The sequence below is a fragment of the Blautia sp. NSJ-175 genome (assembly GCF_022867815.1).
GTDB classification, from domain to species: domain Bacteria; phylum Bacillota; class Clostridia; order Lachnospirales; family Lachnospiraceae; genus Blautia; species Blautia celeris.
The window spans coordinates 64,927-82,185 of the sequence record NZ_JALIFQ010000018.1 but is presented as its reverse complement, the minus strand read 5'-3'; the positions used below and the strand labels follow the sequence as shown (position 1 = coordinate 82,185).

Genomic DNA, 17,259 nt, shown 5'->3' with positions numbered 1-17,259 from the left:
TATAATATGAATCCAAAAGAATGACAAGGGATTGTTTCGGTTGGGAAAGGGACGGGATGAGGCGGGGAGAGGGAAGGGATTTGTGCCTGCTCGAGGCTGCACAAATCCCTTCCCCCACCGCCCACTTCCTTCCGTCCGCCCTAAATAAACAACAAAAAAAGCAGGCACCACCACCGTGATGCCCGCCATTTATTTCCCAAGAAACGATCAATTAGTTCTCTGCATCTCCATACAGAGTAACCAGTTTCTTCAGATATTCATATCTTTCCTTAGCCTGTTTCTCATTCAGAGCAAAGAGTTTAGCAGCCTTTTCAGGATTGGAACGTTTCAGAGAATTGTAACGAACCTCTCCATCCAGGAATGCCTGGTAATCTTCTGTCGGCTCTTTGGAATCCAGAGTGAATTTGCTTTCTGCTTCCGGATTGAAGCGGAAGTTGTGCCAGTATCCGGATTTAACAGCCAGTTCTTCCTCTGTCTGTGCTTTGCTCATGCCTTTCTTGATACCATGGTTGATACACGGAGCGTAAGCGATGATCAGGGATGGTCCCGGATATGCCTCAGCCTCAGCAATTGCTTTTACAGTCTGGTTGAAGTCTGCGCCCATGGAAATCTGAGCAACATATACATAACCATAGCTCATAGCAATGGAAGCAAGGTCTTTCTTCTTCACTTCTTTACCGCCTGCAGCGAACTGTGCAATAGCACCTGTCGGAGTAGCTTTAGAAGACTGTCCGCCAGTGTTGGAATAAACCTCTGTATCGAATACCATAATGTTGATGTCTTTTCCACTTGCTAATACGTGGTCAACACCGCCGAATCCGATATCGTAAGCCCATCCGTCACCACCGAATACCCACTGGGATTTCTTAGCCAGGAAGTCTTTTTTCTTAACGATATCTTTGCAGGTATCGCAGTCGATTCCTTCCAGAGCTGCAACCAGTTTGTCAGTAGCTGCACCGTTGGTAGCACCGCAGTTGTAGGTATCTAACCATTCTTTGCATGCTGCTTTTACTTCTTCAGAAGCTTCTGCACTTGCCATTACAGATTCTACTTTTTCTTTTAAGCCGCCGCGGATCGCGTTCTGAGCCAGTAACATACCGTAACCAAACTCTGCGTTGTCCTCGAATAAGGAGTTATCCCATGCAGGACCCTGTCCTTTTGCGTTTACAGTGTACGGTGTAGACGGTGAGGAGTTACCCCAGATAGAGGAACATCCTGTTGCGTTTGCAATGTACATTCTGTCACCAAACAGCTGAGTAATCAGTTTTGCGTATGGTGTCTCACCACAACCTGCACAAGCGCCTGAGAACTCAAGCAGAGGCTGTTTGAACTGAGAACCTTTTACAGTTGTCTCTTTGAATTTTGCAACAACATCTTCTTTGACCGGAAGAGATACTGCGTAATCAAAGAATTTCTGAGATTCCACATTTGCTTCCATGTTCTCCATAACAAGGGCTTTTGCACCTTTCTTGCCTGGGCAGACATTTGCACAGGAACCGCATCCGGTACAGTCAAGAGCGGATACTGCGATAGCAAATTTATATTCTTTCATACCAGTCATGTCAAGAGCTGCCGGAGCATTTGCTGCCTCAGCTTCTGTCATAGCAACCGGACGGATAGATGCATGCGGGCAAACGTATGCACAACGGTTACACTGGATACAGTTTTCCGGCTGCCATACCGGGATATTTACTGCAATACCACGTTTCTCGTAAGCAGATGTTCCGGATGGAGTAGTACCGTCAACATATTCTGTAAATGCAGATACCGGCAGGGAGTTACCTTCCTGAGCTGTAACTTTAGCCTGAACGTTATTAACGAAGTCTACAACTTCTTTTCTTCCGTTCTCAGCATGAGTCAGGTCAAGACCTTCGTCTGCTGCAGATTTCCAGCTTTCCGGAACCTGAACTTCAACGATCTGTTTTGCACCTTCATCGATAGCTGCCCAGTTCTTAGCAACTACGTCATCTCCTTTACGTCCGTATGTAGCTTTTGCAGCAGCTTTCATTAAGTCGATAGCCTGAGCTTCCGGAATGATGTCTGCCAGTTTAAAGAATGCGGACTGCAGGATTGTATTGATACGAGTCGGGCCCATGCCGGTCTCAATACCGATCTTAACACCGTCGATCACATAGAATTTGATGTTGTGGTTAGCGATGAAAGCTTTTACCTGTCCCGGTAAATGTTTTTCCAGACCTTCCATGTCCCAAGGACAGTTCAGCAGGAATGTACCGCCGTCTACCAATTCCTGAACCATGTTGTATTTTCTTACATAGGACGGATTATGGCATGCAACGAAGTTTGCTTTCTTAATCAGGTATGTAGATTTAATCGGCTTTTTACCAAAACGCAGGTGAGACATTGTAACACCGCCGGATTTCTTTGAATCATAGTCAAAGTAAGCCTGTGCGTACATATCTGTGTTATCACCGATGATTTTAATGGAGTTCTTGTTAGCACCTACTGTACCGTCAGCGCCCAGACCCCAGAATTTACAGTTGATGGTTCCTTCCGGTGTTGTAACGATAGGAGTACCAACTTCCAGAGACAGATTTGTAACGTCATCCACGATACCGACTGTGAATTTTTTCTTCTCTGTGTTCTCATATACAGCAACGATCTGAGCCGGTGTAGTGTCTTTGGAACCTAAACCGTAACGTCCTGTCATAATCGGAACTGCATCGAATTTGCTTCCTTTTAATGCAGCAACAACGTCTAAGTATAAAGGCTCACCCAGAGATCCCGGTTCTTTTGTTCTGTCTAAAACAGTGATCTGTTTTACAGTTTCCGGAATAGCTTCGATCAATGCGTCAGCACAGAACGGTCTGTACAGGCGAACTTTTACAACACCGACTTTTTTGCCGGCTGCCAGTAAGTAATCGATTGTCTCTTCAATTGTATCGTTTACAGAACCCATAGCAACGATTACGTGCTCAGCGTCTGCTGCTCCGTAGTAGTTGAACAGTTTGTAGTCTGTACCGATCTTAGCGTTTACTTTGTCCATGTATTCCTGAACGATTGCCGGTAAAGCATCGTAGTACGGATTACATGCTTCTCTTGCCTGGAAGAAAATGTCAGGGTTCTGAGCAGAACCTCTCTGGCACGGATGGTTAGGATTCAGTGCGCGTGCGCGGAATTCATCAACAGCGTCCATGTCTACCATCTCTTTTAAGTCTTCGTAATCCCATGTCTCGATCTTCTGAATCTCATGAGAAGTACGGAAACCGTCAAAGAAGTTGATAAACGGAACTTTACCTTTGATAGATGCCATATGAGCAACCGGTGTTAAGTCCATAACTTCCTGTACGGAAGATTCACAGAGCATAGCACATCCTGTCTGACGACATGCGTATACATCGGAATGGTCACCGAAAATTGACAGTGCGTGGCTTGCCAGTGCACGAGCAGATACGTTGAATACACCCGGTAACTGCTCACCAGCGATTTTATAAAGATTAGGGATCATTAACAGAAGACCCTGTGATGCGGTATATGTAGTAGTCAGGGCACCTGCTGCCAGGGATCCATGTACAGCACCTGCTGCACCAGCCTCAGACTGCATCTCAGTAACCTGTACTTCTTGTCCGAAAATGTTCTTTCTTCCCTGTGTTGCCCATTCGTCTGTAGCTTCTGCCATTACAGATGACGGGGTAATCGGGTAAATCGCTGCAACATCGGAAAATGCGTAAGACGCATGAGCCGCTGCATGATTACCATCCATGGTTTTCATCTTTCTAGCCATTTGTTTTTTTCCTCCTTGAAAATTGTTATAAACAATGTTCCACTTCGCTCCCCGAAGTCTATCAAAATTATATCACGATTCGCGAAGCATGTCCATTTTTTAACGAAAATAAGTCGAATGTTTTTCCAAAAAAACAAATCCTGACTACTCTTCTTCCATAATTTCTCGGATTGACCTTGAACCGAGCTCTTTCAGCAGGTTTTTCTGAATTCTGCACAGCTCTTTGTGTACCTTGCAGCCCTCCTCGTCCTGGTTTCTCACACAGGGTTTATCGGGATTCATACACTCGATCATGTAAAATTCAGGCTCAACCGCAAGGTAGATATCCAGCAGGGTGATCTGACCGATATCTTTTTTCAGAGCATACCCCCCGTTGCTTCCGCGGTAGCTCTTCACCAAATCTCCCTTTTCCAGTTTTTTGAGAATTTTATATACAAATGCAGGAGTCAGTTCCTCCTTTTCACATACCTGGTTCACGCAGAGTTTTTCTCCTCCGGCAAGTGCCCGGACGATCCGCACCGCGTAGTCGCATTCTCTTGTAATCAGCATTTTCCTGTGCTCCTTTCCTGTGCTCTCTGTGGTATTAACTCGCCATGCAAAGAGGCATAGCCGTCAGACACCAAGGTCTGCGGCAGTCATATCTGCCTGTCGTTTACTGTTCTCTTACTTATATTGCCAAACCGGCACCGGGCCGGGATTGCCCACTTTTTTCTTAACGCTGTTCATTATACCTTTGTATACTTAATTTATCAAGTATTTTAAAAGAAATGCTTGCAAATTCCACATTTTACTGTAAAATAGGAAGAGATTACGCAAAGAAAATTGTGAAATTTTTATAAAGTGAGGGATTAACATGATTGCAGCAAATAATGTTACTTTACGAATCGGTAAAAAAGCACTGTTTGAAGACGTCAATATCAAATTTACGGAAGGAAACTGCTATGGTTTGATCGGTGCCAATGGTGCCGGCAAGTCTACATTTTTAAAGATCCTTTCCGGTCAGCTGGAGACAACCAGCGGTGATATCACCATAACACCGGGACAGCGTCTCTCCTTCCTTCAGCAGGACCACTTCAAATATGATGCTTATCCGGTACTTGACACAGTTATCATGGGCAACAAACGTCTGTATGACATCATGAAAGAAAAAGAGGCGATCTACGCCAAAGAGGATTTTTCCGATGAAGACGGAATCCGTGCCAGCGAGCTGGAAGGTGAGTTTGCCGAGATGAATGGCTGGGAAGCGGAATCTGACGCGGCACAGCTCTTAAACGGCCTTGGCATTGAGACAGACCTCCACGATTCCATCATGGGAGATCTGACCGGAAGCCAGAAAGTAAAAATTCTTCTTGCACAGGCTCTGTTCGGCAATCCTGATATTCTTCTTCTGGATGAGCCTACCAACCACCTGGACCTGGATGCCATCGAATGGCTGGAGGAGTTCCTGATCAACTTTGAGAATACTGTCATTGTAGTGTCCCATGACCGTTACTTTTTAAATAAGGTATGTACACATACCGCAGATATCGATTACGGTAAAATCCAGCTCTATGCCGGTAACTATGATTTCTGGTATGAGTCCAGCCAGCTTCTCATCAAACAGATGAAAGAAGCTAACCGAAAAAAAGAAGAAAAGATCAAAGAATTACAGGAGTTCATTTCAAGGTTCTCCGCCAATGCCTCCAAATCAAAACAGGCCACTTCCAGAAAACGTGCTCTGGAAAAAATCCAGCTGGATGAGATGCGTCCTTCCAGTCGAAAATACCCCTATATTGATTTCCGTCCCAACCGTGAAATCGGAAATGAAGTGTTAATGGTAGATGGTCTGTCAAAAACGATTGACGGCGTAAAAGTTTTGGACAACATATCTTTTACACTCGGTCATGACGACAAGGTTGCCTTTGTCGGCGGAAACGAGCAGGCGAAAACCGTACTCTTCAGAATCCTTATGGGTGAAATGGAACCGGATGAAGGAACCTATAAATGGGGCGTTACCACATCCCAGACCTATTTCCCGAAGGATAATACAGCAGAATTTGATAATGATTTGACAATTGCTGACTGGCTGACACAGTATTCTGAAATCAAAGATGCCACTTATGTACGCGGTTTCCTTGGACGTATGCTGTTTCCCGGTGAGGACGGCGTGAAGAAAGTCCGCATTCTTTCCGGAGGTGAAAAGGTAAGATGCCTTTTGTCCAAAATGATGATCTCCGGTGCCAATGTGCTGATCTTCGATGAGCCTACCAGCCACCTGGATATGGAATCCATAACAGCACTGAATAATGGAATGATCAAGTTCCCAGGCGTTATTCTGTTTGCTTCCCACGATCACCAAATCGTACAGACCACAGCAAACCGTATTATGGAAATCCTTCCGAATGGCGTACTGATCGATAAGATCACAACTTATGATGAATATCTGGCAAGCGATGAAATGGCAAGAAAACGTCAGGTCTATACCATGACAGAAGAAGACAATTAAATCTATAAGAAAAGGAGGATTCCACTCTGCCCTTCAGAGAGAAATCCTCCTTTTTCTATAAACCGTTTATGGCAGCAAAACATAATTTCCCGCCAAATCTTCAAACGTATCCCGTTTTCTGATAAGACAGACCTCCCCGTCCTCTTTTACCAGAACCTCTGCCGGTCTAAGCCTTCCATTATAATTAGAACTCATAACATGACCGTAGGCGCCTGCATCCAATACACCGATAACATCTTTTTCCCTCATAGAGGGAAGCATTCTATCCTTTGCCAGAATGTCTCCACTCTCACAGATATTTCCTACAACAGTAACCCTCTCCTTCTTCCCAGACATTTCCACGCTTTTTCCATATACCTCAATCTCATGATATGAATCATATAATACAGGACGCATAAGAACATTAAACCCAATATCTGTACCGATATATTTATTCTCATGATTGTTTTTTACTGCAGTTACAGTCCCCAAAAGAACAGCGGATTCTGCCGTCACATAACGGCCGGGTTCCGCTCTGAATATGATCTCTCTTCCATATTCTTCTGCAAAACGGTACATGATCTCATCCAGCTCTTTTCCCAAATCCTTTAAATCCAGCCTCTTTTTCTTATCCTCTTTATGATAAGAGATACCGAATCCCCCGCCAAAATCCACAAATTCCAAATCAGGGAACTCCTTTGCGCAGTTCAGAATAGAATCTACACTCTTCAAATACTGCTCTTTATCCAGAAACAGAGAACCAATATGCTGATTCAGACCAATCAGAGCGAGGTTATGGCGGGCAAGTATCTCCTTCACTTCATGCAGCATTTCCGCATCAATTCCGAATTTCGTCTCCTTGCCTGCTGTCACAACTTTCTGGTGGTGTCCTGCACCGTGTCCCGGATTCAGACGAATGGCAACCTTTCCACCCGGATTCAGCCTGCCATACTGCTCCAGCTGAGACAGGGAATCCACACTGGTAGTCACCCCTGCCTCTATGGCATAGCACATCTCCTCCTCAGACACATTATTACAGATATAAAAAATCTGGTTCGGCTCATAACCTGCCATTTTTGCCAGATATATTTCTCCCGGTGACATGACATCCACCTCAAGGCCTTCTTCCTTGACAATCTGCAGAAGGGCCGGGTTAAAATTTGCCTTTATAGAATAATCAATTACAAAATGCGGATATGTCACCATTTGTTTCAATTCCCTGCACCGGGAACGCAAAATACCTTCATTATATACATAAACCGGACTGCCGTATTTGGCAGTCATCTGTTCTGGCTCCATAGTTCCAAAGAAGCCTGCTTCTCTCAGGTTGTGCTCCATAATCGCTTCTCCTTTTTACACTTTTCCATGCTTAATTCTTGACAAATTATATCCTATTCTTTATAATTTGTAAAATAAATTAATTGCATAGATATGATTCGTTTTTTTGATAGGAGTTCTTATGAATACAACGTCCCTTGAAACTTTTTTAGTGCTCAGTAAAATACGTAATTTCACAAAAGCTTCCGAAGCGCTTTTCGTAGCCCAGTCAACTGTCACAAACAGAATTGCCGAGTTGGAAAAAGAACTGGGACAGCCATTATTTATCCGCAGCTCAAGGAGCCTGAAACTGACAGAGGCCGGTATCAAATTTACAGATTACGCCAACCGTATAATCGCACTGGAGAAATCGGCTGTGGCTGCGCTGAACACCCAGGACTTTTCCGAGGAGAGTCTGCATATCGGTACCACCAACACCATTTATGAATGCCATCTGCGGACGCCTCTGCTTGACTATATGCAGGAACACAGGAAAGTAAATGCAAAGGTCACCATATCACATTCCATGGAACTTCTCCATGCACTTCAGGATGATCTGCTGGATTTTGCCTTTACTTATATCCCGCTGAAAAAGCAGGGATTTAACTGCCAGTGTTTCAAAAAAGATGAGCTGGTTCTTGTCTGCCGCTGCAGTGACACAACATACCAGAAGGGTATCACCAGGAAAGAGCTACCAAAACTGAACTACCTATTCTGCAATTTTGCCCTGCAGGAGGTAGGACTTTTTATCCGCCAACTCTTTCCTGACAATTACCAGTTTCCCTTTGAGATAGACAACAGTACAAAGCTTCTGGACTTTGTTCTGGCAGGACTGGGGTATAGTTTTCTTCCCCTGAGTCTTGTAAAAAAGGAGATTGAAGCCAACAGGCTCCGCGCTGTGCCCCTGCTGGATTTTGACTCACCTAAAATAAATAATTATCTCACCATGAAAGAGACTCTGAAGTTTCCCTTTGCACTTTAAACGCATCTGTCCGGTCATCTGAACAGTTGCCTCTATACCACTTTTTTCTGCTGCTGTGCCAGACTGTCAAACTTATTTTCCAGCAGTACCAGTCTGGTCTCCAGTTGATTCACTTTCAGATGGTACAGCTCATTCGTCTGTGAAACACTCAGTGCCTCTGTAAATTTGCGGCTCAGATCCACATGATTCTCTGCAACGATTTTAATGTTGCGCTGAATTTCATTTTCTATGATACACTTGGTCTGCTCCAGATCACTCTTTACAATGGCAAGATCTTTTTCAAGATTATCAAGCCGTGTTTCAACCTTATTGAGCTGTACTTTTATTCCTCTTATGGATTCTTCTACCTGTTCAAATCTTTTATCAATCTGTCTGAACTTTTCATCTATCTGCTCGAACCGCTTATCAATCTGTTCAAACCTCTTATCAATCTGTTCAAATCTCTTATCGATCTGTTCAAATCTCTTATCGATCTGTTCAAACCGCGCTTCCGTTCTCTCTGTACTCTCGTCCAGACGTTTATTTACCTGTTCAAATCTTTCATTTACCTGCACATATAATGGCTGCAGCTTATTGTCAAACAACCTTTCCAGTGTATTGATATCTTCAGATGTAAATCCCATATCATATCCCCTTTCCAACGCGCATTCGCTGTCTTACCGGCATCCAGATCTTACTTACTGTCTGCCGCTGTGGACAGCCGGCTTTCATCCACAGACTGCGAAGTATCCGTAAGACCTGACTGCTTTACTTGTTATGCTGTATAGCTTATCATATAAGAGTGCAAATTTCTATTGACATTTTGCATATTTGCATTTTTTGTAGACAGTGCGAAAATTTGCCCTTTTTCATTTTCTTAAATTTGTATCTATCTGCTGAAAATTTATTTTTGGGGGACATTTTTACATCTCTCTTCCGATTTTCTCTATTTTATGTCCATTCATCATTATATATTTTCACTATAAATTACCGAATACGCAGTGAGCGCAGTAAATGTGCAGGCCTGACTGACAGTTACAAATCACGTTTCATCGTTCCCGGTAAACCCGTACACCTCATAGGCTGTATACTCTTTATCAAAATGATACCCCAGTTTTTCCGCCAGCGCTGCCGAGGCAGGATTCTGGGCATCCCAGCTTGGATACATGCCTCTCTCCAGACAGTCAAGAATCAACTGTGCGGCACAGCACAGTGCCAGTCCCTTCCTTCTGTAATCCTGACGGGTATCCACCTCTATCTCAATCCCCTGCTTATATACGGTATAGGAGGATGCACCTGCCGCAAGAATATGCCGGTCCATGGCGGCGACCCCAAGCCCCCGCCTCCTGTAATCCTCATAATCCCTAAACTGTGAACACAGATCCGCAGACCAGGATTCACCCATAGCACGCCTGTAGATTTCGCCGTCTATTCTGTGCAGCGAAAACCCTTCCGGACAGTTCTTTACTATTTCCTCAAGTTTCTTTTTATCAAATACGTCCGGTTCTTTCCTGATCGCATAGCGTATCACTTTCTTGGAACATCCCCGGTAAATATCCTCTATCATATCCTCCCAATCTGCAGAAGGCGGTACCATAATGATAAACTCAGATTCCCTGTCATCCGGTTTATTCCGCACAAGCCGTGCAGAGGGCTTTCCCGCAAAGAAACAAAAATCCCCGACTACAATCTGTGCAGACTGCGGATCCTCCTCTGTATCTGCATAAGCTCTTCCCATACAGTCCTGAAGACAGGACCAGATCAAAGTCTCCTCCCAGCCTGCAAATAAATCCGCAATTTTACTTTTATCCAAAATATCCACTGCTTTTTCCATACATCTCTCTTTCCCACGCAGTATCTCTGCCTATTCCAGTCAAATCCGTCTCCGCCGCATAAAGTTATCTACCCATATATAAATACCGTGAACGGCAGAACACACACTCCCGCCGGGTCATCTGATCCACTGGCGTGAACAACAGTTTTTACAGCTACCAGTATAACACATTCATAAAATTCATGTTGACATTTTCGACTCACCTGCATATAATAAATAGTTGTTTCTCACAACAGTTGTAATTTACAACTATTTTAAGGAGGCCATTTTATGAATAACCATTTTGTCAGCATCATCAGGCGCTGTGAATTGTCATATGTAAGAGCCGAAATGGAAAAATACGGGTTGATTCCTCTGGAAGGCAGACTGATCCGTATCCTCAAAGACAAGAGCTGCAGCCAGGAGGAAATGGCCGAATATCTGAATCTGGATAAGGGCAGAATCGCCAAAAACCTGGCATCCCTGGAAGAAAAGGGGCTTATATGCCGCAGAGTCAATGAAAATGACAGGCGCCAGAAATTTGTATCCCTGACGGAGAAGGGAGAGGAAATCTATGAACATATCCGGGATATTTACAGATCCTGGGATGAAATCTGTTATACCGGCTTTTCCCAGGAGGAACAGCAAATACATCAGGACCACATCAAACGAATTGCAGCCAATGCAGTTGCATACAGAAAAAAAGGAGGAAGATAAATGGTAAAAAATCTGACGGAGGGAAAGCCTCTCAAGCTGCTTTTTTTCTTTGCCCTGCCCATGGTTATCGGAAACTTTTTCCAGCAGCTTTATAATATGGTAGATTCCATGGTAGTGGGAAAATTTGTAGGTGAGGATGCACTGGCCGCTGTAGGCTCCTCCTTCCCTGTTGTCTTTCTGGCTGTAGCCATCGCCGCAGGACTTTCCATGGGATGTACGGTTGTCATCTCCCAGCTCTTTGGGGCAGGTCAGATCCGGGAAATGAAGACAACCATTTCCACTGCTCTGATCGCATTGGGTGTGATCGGACTGGCTATTATGGCAGCCGGTGAGCTGGCAGCCGGTCCGCTTCTGAAGCTTCTGGGGACGGACGCTGATATCATGGCGGATTCTCTCACCTATCTGCGGATTTATTTTGGCGGAGCTGTCTTCCTCTTTCTTTACAATACTTTGAACGGTATCTACAATGCCCTTGGGGACAGCAATACTCCCCTTAAATTTCTAATGGTGTCAGCCCTTACAAACATTGGGCTTGATCTGCTGTTCGTGATCCGCTTCCATATGGGCGTGGCTGGTGTTGCCTGGGCGACCCTGATCGCGCAGGGCCTGTGTGCTGTAGTCTCCTTCTTTGTTCTGATCAAACGGATGAAGGATATGGAAAGTGAACCTGCTGCCGCGGATAAAAAGTTTGCTTTCTTTGAGGCAAATGCAGCCCGCAGAATTGCCCGTGTGGGTGTCCCCTCCATGCTGCAGCAGTCCATTGTGTCCCTGAGCATGATGTTCATGCAGGGACTGGTCAACTCTTACGGAAAGGTATTTGTAGCAGGCTATACGGCAGCCACAAAAATTGATACGCTTGCCATGATGCCCAACATGAACTTTTCAAATGCCATGTCAAGTTATACAGCACAAAATATCGGAGCAGGAAAAGACAAACGGGTTGTTCAGGGTTATAAAGCCTGTCTGCTCATGGTCCTGATATTTTCCCTTATCATCACCGGTATTATTTATCTCTTCGGACCGCAGCTTCTCAGTCTGTTCCTGAACAGCGGTTCTGAGGGCAGCGCTATGGGATACGGACTGAGATATATGAAGACCGTCTCTGTATTTTATGTATTAATGGGACTTATGTTTGTAGGCAACGGCCTTTTACGAGGTGCCGGAGATATGGGCGCCTTTATGTTAAGCTCCATGTCCAACCTGTTTTCCAGAGTTGCCATTGCATACCTGCTGGCCCATTTCATCGGTTCCAGCGCAATCTGGTGGTCTATTCCCATTGGCTGGGGAATCGGCGCCATCTTCTCCTTTATCCGCGTACAGAGCGGAAAATGGAAACTGAAAAAACTGGTGGACTGATCCTGTAAAAGCCGCAAACAAATCTCCGGTTCCCACAGAAAGATTTTCTCTGCCGAAACCGGAGATTTTATTAAACCACCATTCTGTTCTCTGTTTTTATCGAAGCGGCTTTCGCTGCCCCCAGCATTCCTGATGCATCGCCAAGCGATGCTGTAACGATCGTACACGCTTTTCTGGAAATCTCCAGTGCATGGGTATCCACAACTTCTCTCGCCTTTGACAGCAGGCGTTCTCCTGCCGCTGACATACCGCCTCCGATAATCACACACTCGGGATTATATAAATTTATCACATTTACAAGGCCGAATCCCAGAATCTCACCAGTCTCCTCCATGGCCTCCCTTGCAAGCTGATCCCCTTCATCAAAGGCTCTGGATACCATTTCTGCCGTGATCTCTTCCGGGTCCTTCACCCAGTCTGTAAGCACTGTCTTCTCTTTTGCCTCAATCTTTTCCTTTACTGTCCGCAGAAGCCCCAAAGCCGACACATAACGCCCCAGACAGCCTGAGCTTTTACAGCGGCAGGGTCTGCCCTCCCGATACATATTCATATGGCCAATTTCACCCATGCTGCCGGTTGCACCGTACAAAATATGTCCGTCTATCATGACTCCTGCCCCTAAACCTGTCCCCAGTGTCAGAAGTACCACATTCTTTTTCCCCTTCCCCGCACCGAAATAACATTCCCCGTACAGATTTACGCGGACATCATTGTCAATAAATACCGGAATACCCAACCGTTCTTTAAACCATCCGGCAATGGGAACATTTTCCCATTGGGGAAAATTAGGTGAAAACAGGGAGATTCCCTTTTCTATATCCAAAAGCCCGGGAACCCCCATTCCCATGACCTCCACTTCCTCTGCCGCTGCCCCTGCTTTTAAGAGCAGCTCCCTGATATTATCTGCCATTCGCTGCAAAACGCCCTCAGAGCCCAGACTGACCATGGTCGGTGTCCTCTGTTCGGCCACCACAGAAAAATCTTTTGTGAACAGAGAGGTCTTGATATTCGTTCCTCCCAGATCCATACCAATTATATATTTTCTCATTCTATGTCCTTTCCGGCAATTCCCCGGCTGCCTCCGGCCGCAGCCCGTATTTCTGCAGAGCACAGTCTGCGCAGCACCACCTGCTATACATCTGATTATACATAACATACAGGTCAAAAACAATACTCCCACAGCAGATAAACCAATCGCTCTGGTACCTCGGGACTTTCATGCCTTTGCCCTGAAAACACCTCGCGGGACAGCGGAACATGAACAATTACCGAAAAAGCCGCCGCCAAAATTTCCGGCAGCGGCAGATATATTTCTACAGATCATCCACCAGTGCACTGCTCTTTGCATAAGCTGTGCTTCTGGCTTCAAAGAAGTCTGTCTTGATCAGATTCGCATTGCTGTACTGTCCCACCCAGCGCATGCTCTCCGGCTCCGTGTCATGGCCATCATAAATCCCTTCAAAGCCCAGACTGAAACAACGGAGGTTTCCCAGATATTTTATATAATCCCTGACCATCTCGCCGCTCAGTCCGGCAATATCCTCTCCGATCACATACGCTCCCCAGGCCATTTCCTCTTCACAGCCCTCTCTTATCATCTCCCGGTATATTTCCACTTTATCTGCCGTGAACATTTCCGGCTCCTCTTTTTTCAGTTCCATAAGGATATTCCGGAACAGCCACAGATGTGTGTTTTCGTCACGGTTGATATAACGGATCACCTGCGCAGTGCCCGGCATTTTGTGGTTTCTTCCCAGATTATAGAAAAACATAAAGCCGCTGTAGAAATAAATACCTTCCAGGATGTAATTGGCAACAATGGTCTTCATAAATGTAAACATATCTTTTTTCTGCTGGAAATCGTTGTACAGGCTGCCGATAAAAGTATTTCTTTTCAGAAGATGTGCATCATCCCTCCACTGATACAGAACCTCCGTGCGTTTTTGAGGTTCACAGATCGTATCCAGCATATAGCTGTAGCTCTGGCTGTGCACAGCCTCCTGAAAAGCCTGGATGGACAGACACAGATTCACCTCATTGGCTGTGACATATTCACTGACAGCCGGCAGATTGGCTGTCTGGATGCTGTCCAGAAAGACAAGGAAGGAGAGGATCTTGTCATAGGCCCGCCTCTCTTTTTGTGACAGTCCCGGATAGTCTCTCACATCCACATTCAAATTGATTTCTTCCGGAATCCAGAAATTGTTCATGGCCTGCCGGTACCAGTCACTGACCCAGGTATATTTCATGTTATTGAAATCATTTAAATTCGTTGTATTGCCGCCTACCATTCTGCGGTTCTGTATTTCCCAGTCACCCTGCGGATTAAACAGGGGTTTTTTCTTCATTTCCATCAGCTTGCACACACCTCGCATTCTTCTACTTCCAAACTCCTGGACCGAATATAATATATGGTCTTGACCCCCTTCTCCCAGGCAAGCAGATACAGGTTCAGCACCTGGCGGAAGGTATAGTCATTGGTGATATACAGGTTCATACTCTGTGCCTGGTCTATATGGCGCTGCCGGACCCCGCAGGCGCGGACAGACCATTCCTGTCCGATGTGATGAGCATTCTTGTAATACCAGTACGTGTCAGGATTCAGCTCCGGCGCCACGCGGGGCACAAGGCCGTTCTTTTTCTCCTCCAAAAAATACCGGTTCATCACAGGGTCCACACCGGCTGTCGTTCCAGCGATCATGCTGGTACTGCTTGTGGGGGCAACCGCCAGAAGATAGCCGTTGCGCATCCCTCCGTTTTTTACCTGATCTTCCAGATAACGCCAGCGCTCTGAGACATAGGCCCGCTTTTCAAAATATGCACCGCTTTCCCACTCACTGCCCTGAAAATAAGCATAGCTGCCCTTTTCCCGGGCATTTTCACAGCTTGCTTTCACTGCCGCAAAATTGATATCCTCAAATATCCGGTCGACCAGTTTCAAATGATCCTCACATTCCCAGAGAACCCCCTTCTTAGCCAGCATATGGTGATATCCGCTGACGCCCAGGCCAACCGGACGGTATTTCATATTATTGATCCTCGCGTAGGGAACCGGGAAGAAATTCAGGTCAATAACATTGTCCAGTGCCCTCATGGCACTTGCTGTGATCTCCTCTATCTCCTGTCTGTTATCTACATCAATTCTTCCCAGGGAAAGGCTTGCCAGATTACACACTACAAATTCTCCCGGCCGTGTGACCGTCACAACCACCGTCTCCCCGTCCACGACCTCCGTCCGCTGCTCCACCTGTTCAATGGGGCTCATATTCTGGGCGATCTCTGTGCAGAGGTTACTGCAGTAAATCATACCTTTGTGGCTGTTTGGATTTGCCTTATTGACCGTATCCCTGTTGAAGGTAAACGGGGTCCCTGTCTCCGCCGCGCTTCGGATGATCAGACGGATCAGTTCCTTAATGGGAATCTCCCGTTTTTTTATCCTGCTGTCAGCCACACACTCCATGTATTTCCTTTCCCATTCCTGACCGAAAGCGTCCTCCAGGGCATACCCTTTCACCATAAGGATCTCGTGAGGGCACATGAGATACCAGTCTCCCTCTAAGTTTTCCTTTGCTGTCCTCCAGAACAGATCCGGATAGCAGACCGCCGGAAATACATCATGGGCTTTCATCCTGTCATCCCCGTTGTTTGTACGCAGATTCAGAAACTCCGGAAGGTCTCTGTGCCACGCGTCCAGATACACTGCCACCGCTCCCTGCCGTACCCCAAGCTGGTCCACCGCGACAGCCGTATCATTTGCCAGCTTGATCCACCGGATCACACCCCCTGCTGCCCCTTCAAAACCGCGGATGTCGCTGCCTGCTGCCCGCACTTTTCCAAAATACAGTCCCATACCGCCGCCGAATTTGCTGACCTTTGCAAAATTGTCAATGCTGCGGTAAATCCCGTCCAGACTATCCGGCACTGTATCAATAAAGCAGGAAGAAAGCTGGTGATAGGGCTTTCTCGCATTGGAAAGCGTTGGCGTTGCCATAGTCACCTTAAGTGTGCTGAGCATATCATAGAACCGTAAAACCCACATATCCCTGTTTTTCTCTTCCAGCATGGCCAGATGCATGGCAATGCCGAGAAACATCTCCTGCACCGTTTCCAGCGGTACATTCTGACGGCTCCTTATCACATAGCGGTTTATCAGAAGCTCCAGACCGGAATAGTTGAACAGATGGTTTCTGTCCTCCTGCATGTAAGCTTCGTACCTGAGAATCTCTTCCTTTGAATAATTTTCCAGGATGTAGCTGCCATACAGGCCCATCTTGGTGAGACAATGGATCTTTTCGTAAAAATTGTGTATCCGGTAGTTTTCCAGTTCTCTCTCCAAACGGCGGGTAAACTGCAGATGCAGAATCCGTGCAGCAGCAAATTCCCAGAGAGGTGCCTCCTGGGTGGTCAGCTCTACTGCTGCTCTTTTCAGCAGATCCAAACGTTCCTCCACCTGGATGCCTTCCCGGTAAAAAGTCAGAAATTTGGCAAGCAGATGCTCCAGATGATAAACATGGTCCGTATATTCTCTCTGGATCTCCCTCAGAACCGTATCCAGTTCCTCCGCCTGTTCAAAATATTCCATGATCTTTCTTCTGGCTTCCCGCTTTTTGGCCCTCTCGTTTCTATATAATATGAAGCTTTTCAGCACCTCATAATAATTGAGCTCTGTGAGAGAGCGCTCCACGATGTCCTGGATCTGTTCCACCTGCAGCCGGCTGGACTGAAGGGGACAGTATTTTTTAATCTTATACTCCACCAGCTCCGTGACTTTTTCTATCTCTTCCTCTTTATATACCTGCCCCACACTTTTAAATGCCAGCAGGACCGCATTCTTTATTTTCTGTATATCATAGGGTTCTGCCTGTCCATTTCTTTTTATGATGATCATA

The 17,259-nt window shown here is 45.9% G+C and carries 12 protein-coding genes; 4 read left to right on the top strand and 8 right to left on the bottom strand.

Features of this window, described 5'->3' with window-relative positions; genetic code table 11:
- Nucleotides 1-211 precede the first annotated feature (211 nt).
- A complete protein-coding gene (nifJ, locus tag MUB35_RS22745; RefSeq protein WP_033144041.1) occupies nt 212-3,742 on the bottom strand; it encodes a pyruvate:ferredoxin (flavodoxin) oxidoreductase in 3,531 nt (1,176 codons plus the stop codon).
- Between the two features lie 144 nt (nt 3,743-3,886).
- Complete coding sequence (locus tag MUB35_RS22740) at nt 3,887-4,291, bottom strand: RrF2 family transcriptional regulator (protein ID WP_033144040.1); 405 nt, start codon at nt 4,289-4,291, stop codon at nt 3,887-3,889.
- A gap of 304 nt (nt 4,292-4,595) precedes the next feature.
- Here MUB35_RS22740 and MUB35_RS22735 point away from each other — a divergent pair, with 304 nt between their 5' ends.
- Nucleotides 4,596-6,227 carry an ABC-F family ATP-binding cassette domain-containing protein gene (locus MUB35_RS22735; protein WP_244806896.1) on the top strand — a complete coding sequence of 544 codons (1,632 nt, stop codon included), beginning with the start codon at nt 4,596-4,598 and terminating at the stop codon, nt 6,225-6,227.
- Nucleotides 6,228-6,293: 66 nt separating this feature from the next.
- Here the strand turns inward: MUB35_RS22735 and lysA are convergent, their stop codons facing one another.
- Nucleotides 6,294-7,544: a diaminopimelate decarboxylase gene (gene lysA, locus MUB35_RS22730; protein ID WP_244806895.1), complete on the bottom strand. Its 1,251-nt coding sequence runs from the start codon at nt 7,542-7,544 to the stop codon at nt 6,294-6,296.
- 121 nt (nt 7,545-7,665) lie between these two features.
- Between lysA and MUB35_RS22725 the strand changes: the two genes are divergently transcribed.
- Nucleotides 7,666-8,505, top strand: a complete 840-nt coding sequence (locus MUB35_RS22725; RefSeq protein WP_033144037.1) for a LysR family transcriptional regulator — start codon at nt 7,666-7,668, stop codon at nt 8,503-8,505.
- Nucleotides 8,506-8,537: 32 nt separating this feature from the next.
- Here the strand turns inward: MUB35_RS22725 and MUB35_RS22720 are convergent, their stop codons facing one another.
- Together MUB35_RS22720 and MUB35_RS22715 are read right to left on the bottom strand one after the other, a co-directional pair.
- Nucleotides 8,538-9,128 (bottom strand): hypothetical protein, encoded by a 591-nt coding sequence (locus MUB35_RS22720; RefSeq protein ID WP_103731955.1) that lies wholly within the window; start codon nt 9,126-9,128, stop codon nt 8,538-8,540.
- A gap of 398 nt (nt 9,129-9,526) precedes the next feature.
- Entirely contained in the window at nt 9,527-10,318 is a 792-nt protein-coding gene (locus MUB35_RS22715) for a GNAT family N-acetyltransferase (RefSeq protein WP_033144036.1), read from the bottom strand.
- A gap of 270 nt (nt 10,319-10,588) precedes the next feature.
- Here MUB35_RS22715 and MUB35_RS22710 point away from each other — a divergent pair, with 270 nt between their 5' ends.
- Entirely contained in the window at nt 10,589-11,014 is a 426-nt protein-coding gene (locus MUB35_RS22710; RefSeq protein ID WP_033144035.1) for a MarR family winged helix-turn-helix transcriptional regulator, read from the top strand.
- On the top strand, nt 11,015-12,370 hold the full coding sequence (locus tag MUB35_RS22705) for an MATE family efflux transporter (RefSeq protein WP_033144034.1): 1,356 nt from the start codon (nt 11,015-11,017) through the stop codon (nt 12,368-12,370).
- Nucleotides 12,371-12,440: 70 nt separating this feature from the next.
- On the opposite strand, the gene MUB35_RS22700 is transcribed toward MUB35_RS22705, so the two are convergent.
- From MUB35_RS22700 to MUB35_RS22690, 3 genes are all read right to left on the bottom strand, one after another.
- Entirely contained in the window at nt 12,441-13,418 is a 978-nt protein-coding gene (locus MUB35_RS22700; RefSeq protein ID WP_033144033.1) for an ROK family protein, read from the bottom strand.
- Between the two features lie 265 nt (nt 13,419-13,683).
- Nucleotides 13,684-14,727, bottom strand: coding sequence for a ribonucleotide-diphosphate reductase subunit beta (locus MUB35_RS22695; protein WP_033144044.1), 1,044 nt, complete (start codon nt 14,725-14,727; stop codon nt 13,684-13,686).
- Nucleotides 14,724-17,258, bottom strand: a complete 2,535-nt coding sequence (locus MUB35_RS22690; protein WP_033144031.1) for a ribonucleoside-diphosphate reductase subunit alpha — start codon at nt 17,256-17,258, stop codon at nt 14,724-14,726. Before MUB35_RS22690 ends, MUB35_RS22695 begins: the two co-directional genes overlap by 4 nt.
- Nucleotide 17,259 lies beyond the last annotated feature (1 nt).

Coding starts and splice junctions, on each gene's coding strand:
- MUB35_RS22690 (WP_033144031.1), bottom strand. CDS start 17,258: ATGATCATCATAAAAAGAAATGGACAGGCAGAACCCTATGATATACAG.
- MUB35_RS22710 (WP_033144035.1), top strand. CDS start 10,589: ATGAATAACCATTTTGTCAGCATCATCAGGCGCTGTGAATTGTCATAT.
- MUB35_RS22715 (WP_033144036.1), bottom strand. CDS start 10,318: ATGGAAAAAGCAGTGGATATTTTGGATAAAAGTAAAATTGCGGATTTA.
- lysA (WP_244806895.1), bottom strand. CDS start 7,544: ATGGAGCACAACCTGAGAGAAGCAGGCTTCTTTGGAACTATGGAGCCA.
- MUB35_RS22725 (WP_033144037.1), top strand. CDS start 7,666: ATGAATACAACGTCCCTTGAAACTTTTTTAGTGCTCAGTAAAATACGT.
- MUB35_RS22720 (WP_103731955.1), bottom strand. CDS start 9,128: ATGGGATTTACATCTGAAGATATCAATACACTGGAAAGGTTGTTTGAC.
- MUB35_RS22735 (WP_244806896.1), top strand. CDS start 4,596: ATGATTGCAGCAAATAATGTTACTTTACGAATCGGTAAAAAAGCACTG.
- MUB35_RS22705 (WP_033144034.1), top strand. CDS start 11,015: ATGGTAAAAAATCTGACGGAGGGAAAGCCTCTCAAGCTGCTTTTTTTC.
- nifJ (WP_033144041.1), bottom strand. CDS start 3,742: ATGGCTAGAAAGATGAAAACCATGGATGGTAATCATGCAGCGGCTCAT.
- MUB35_RS22740 (WP_033144040.1), bottom strand. CDS start 4,291: ATGCTGATTACAAGAGAATGCGACTACGCGGTGCGGATCGTCCGGGCA.
- MUB35_RS22700 (WP_033144033.1), bottom strand. CDS start 13,418: ATGAGAAAATATATAATTGGTATGGATCTGGGAGGAACGAATATCAAG.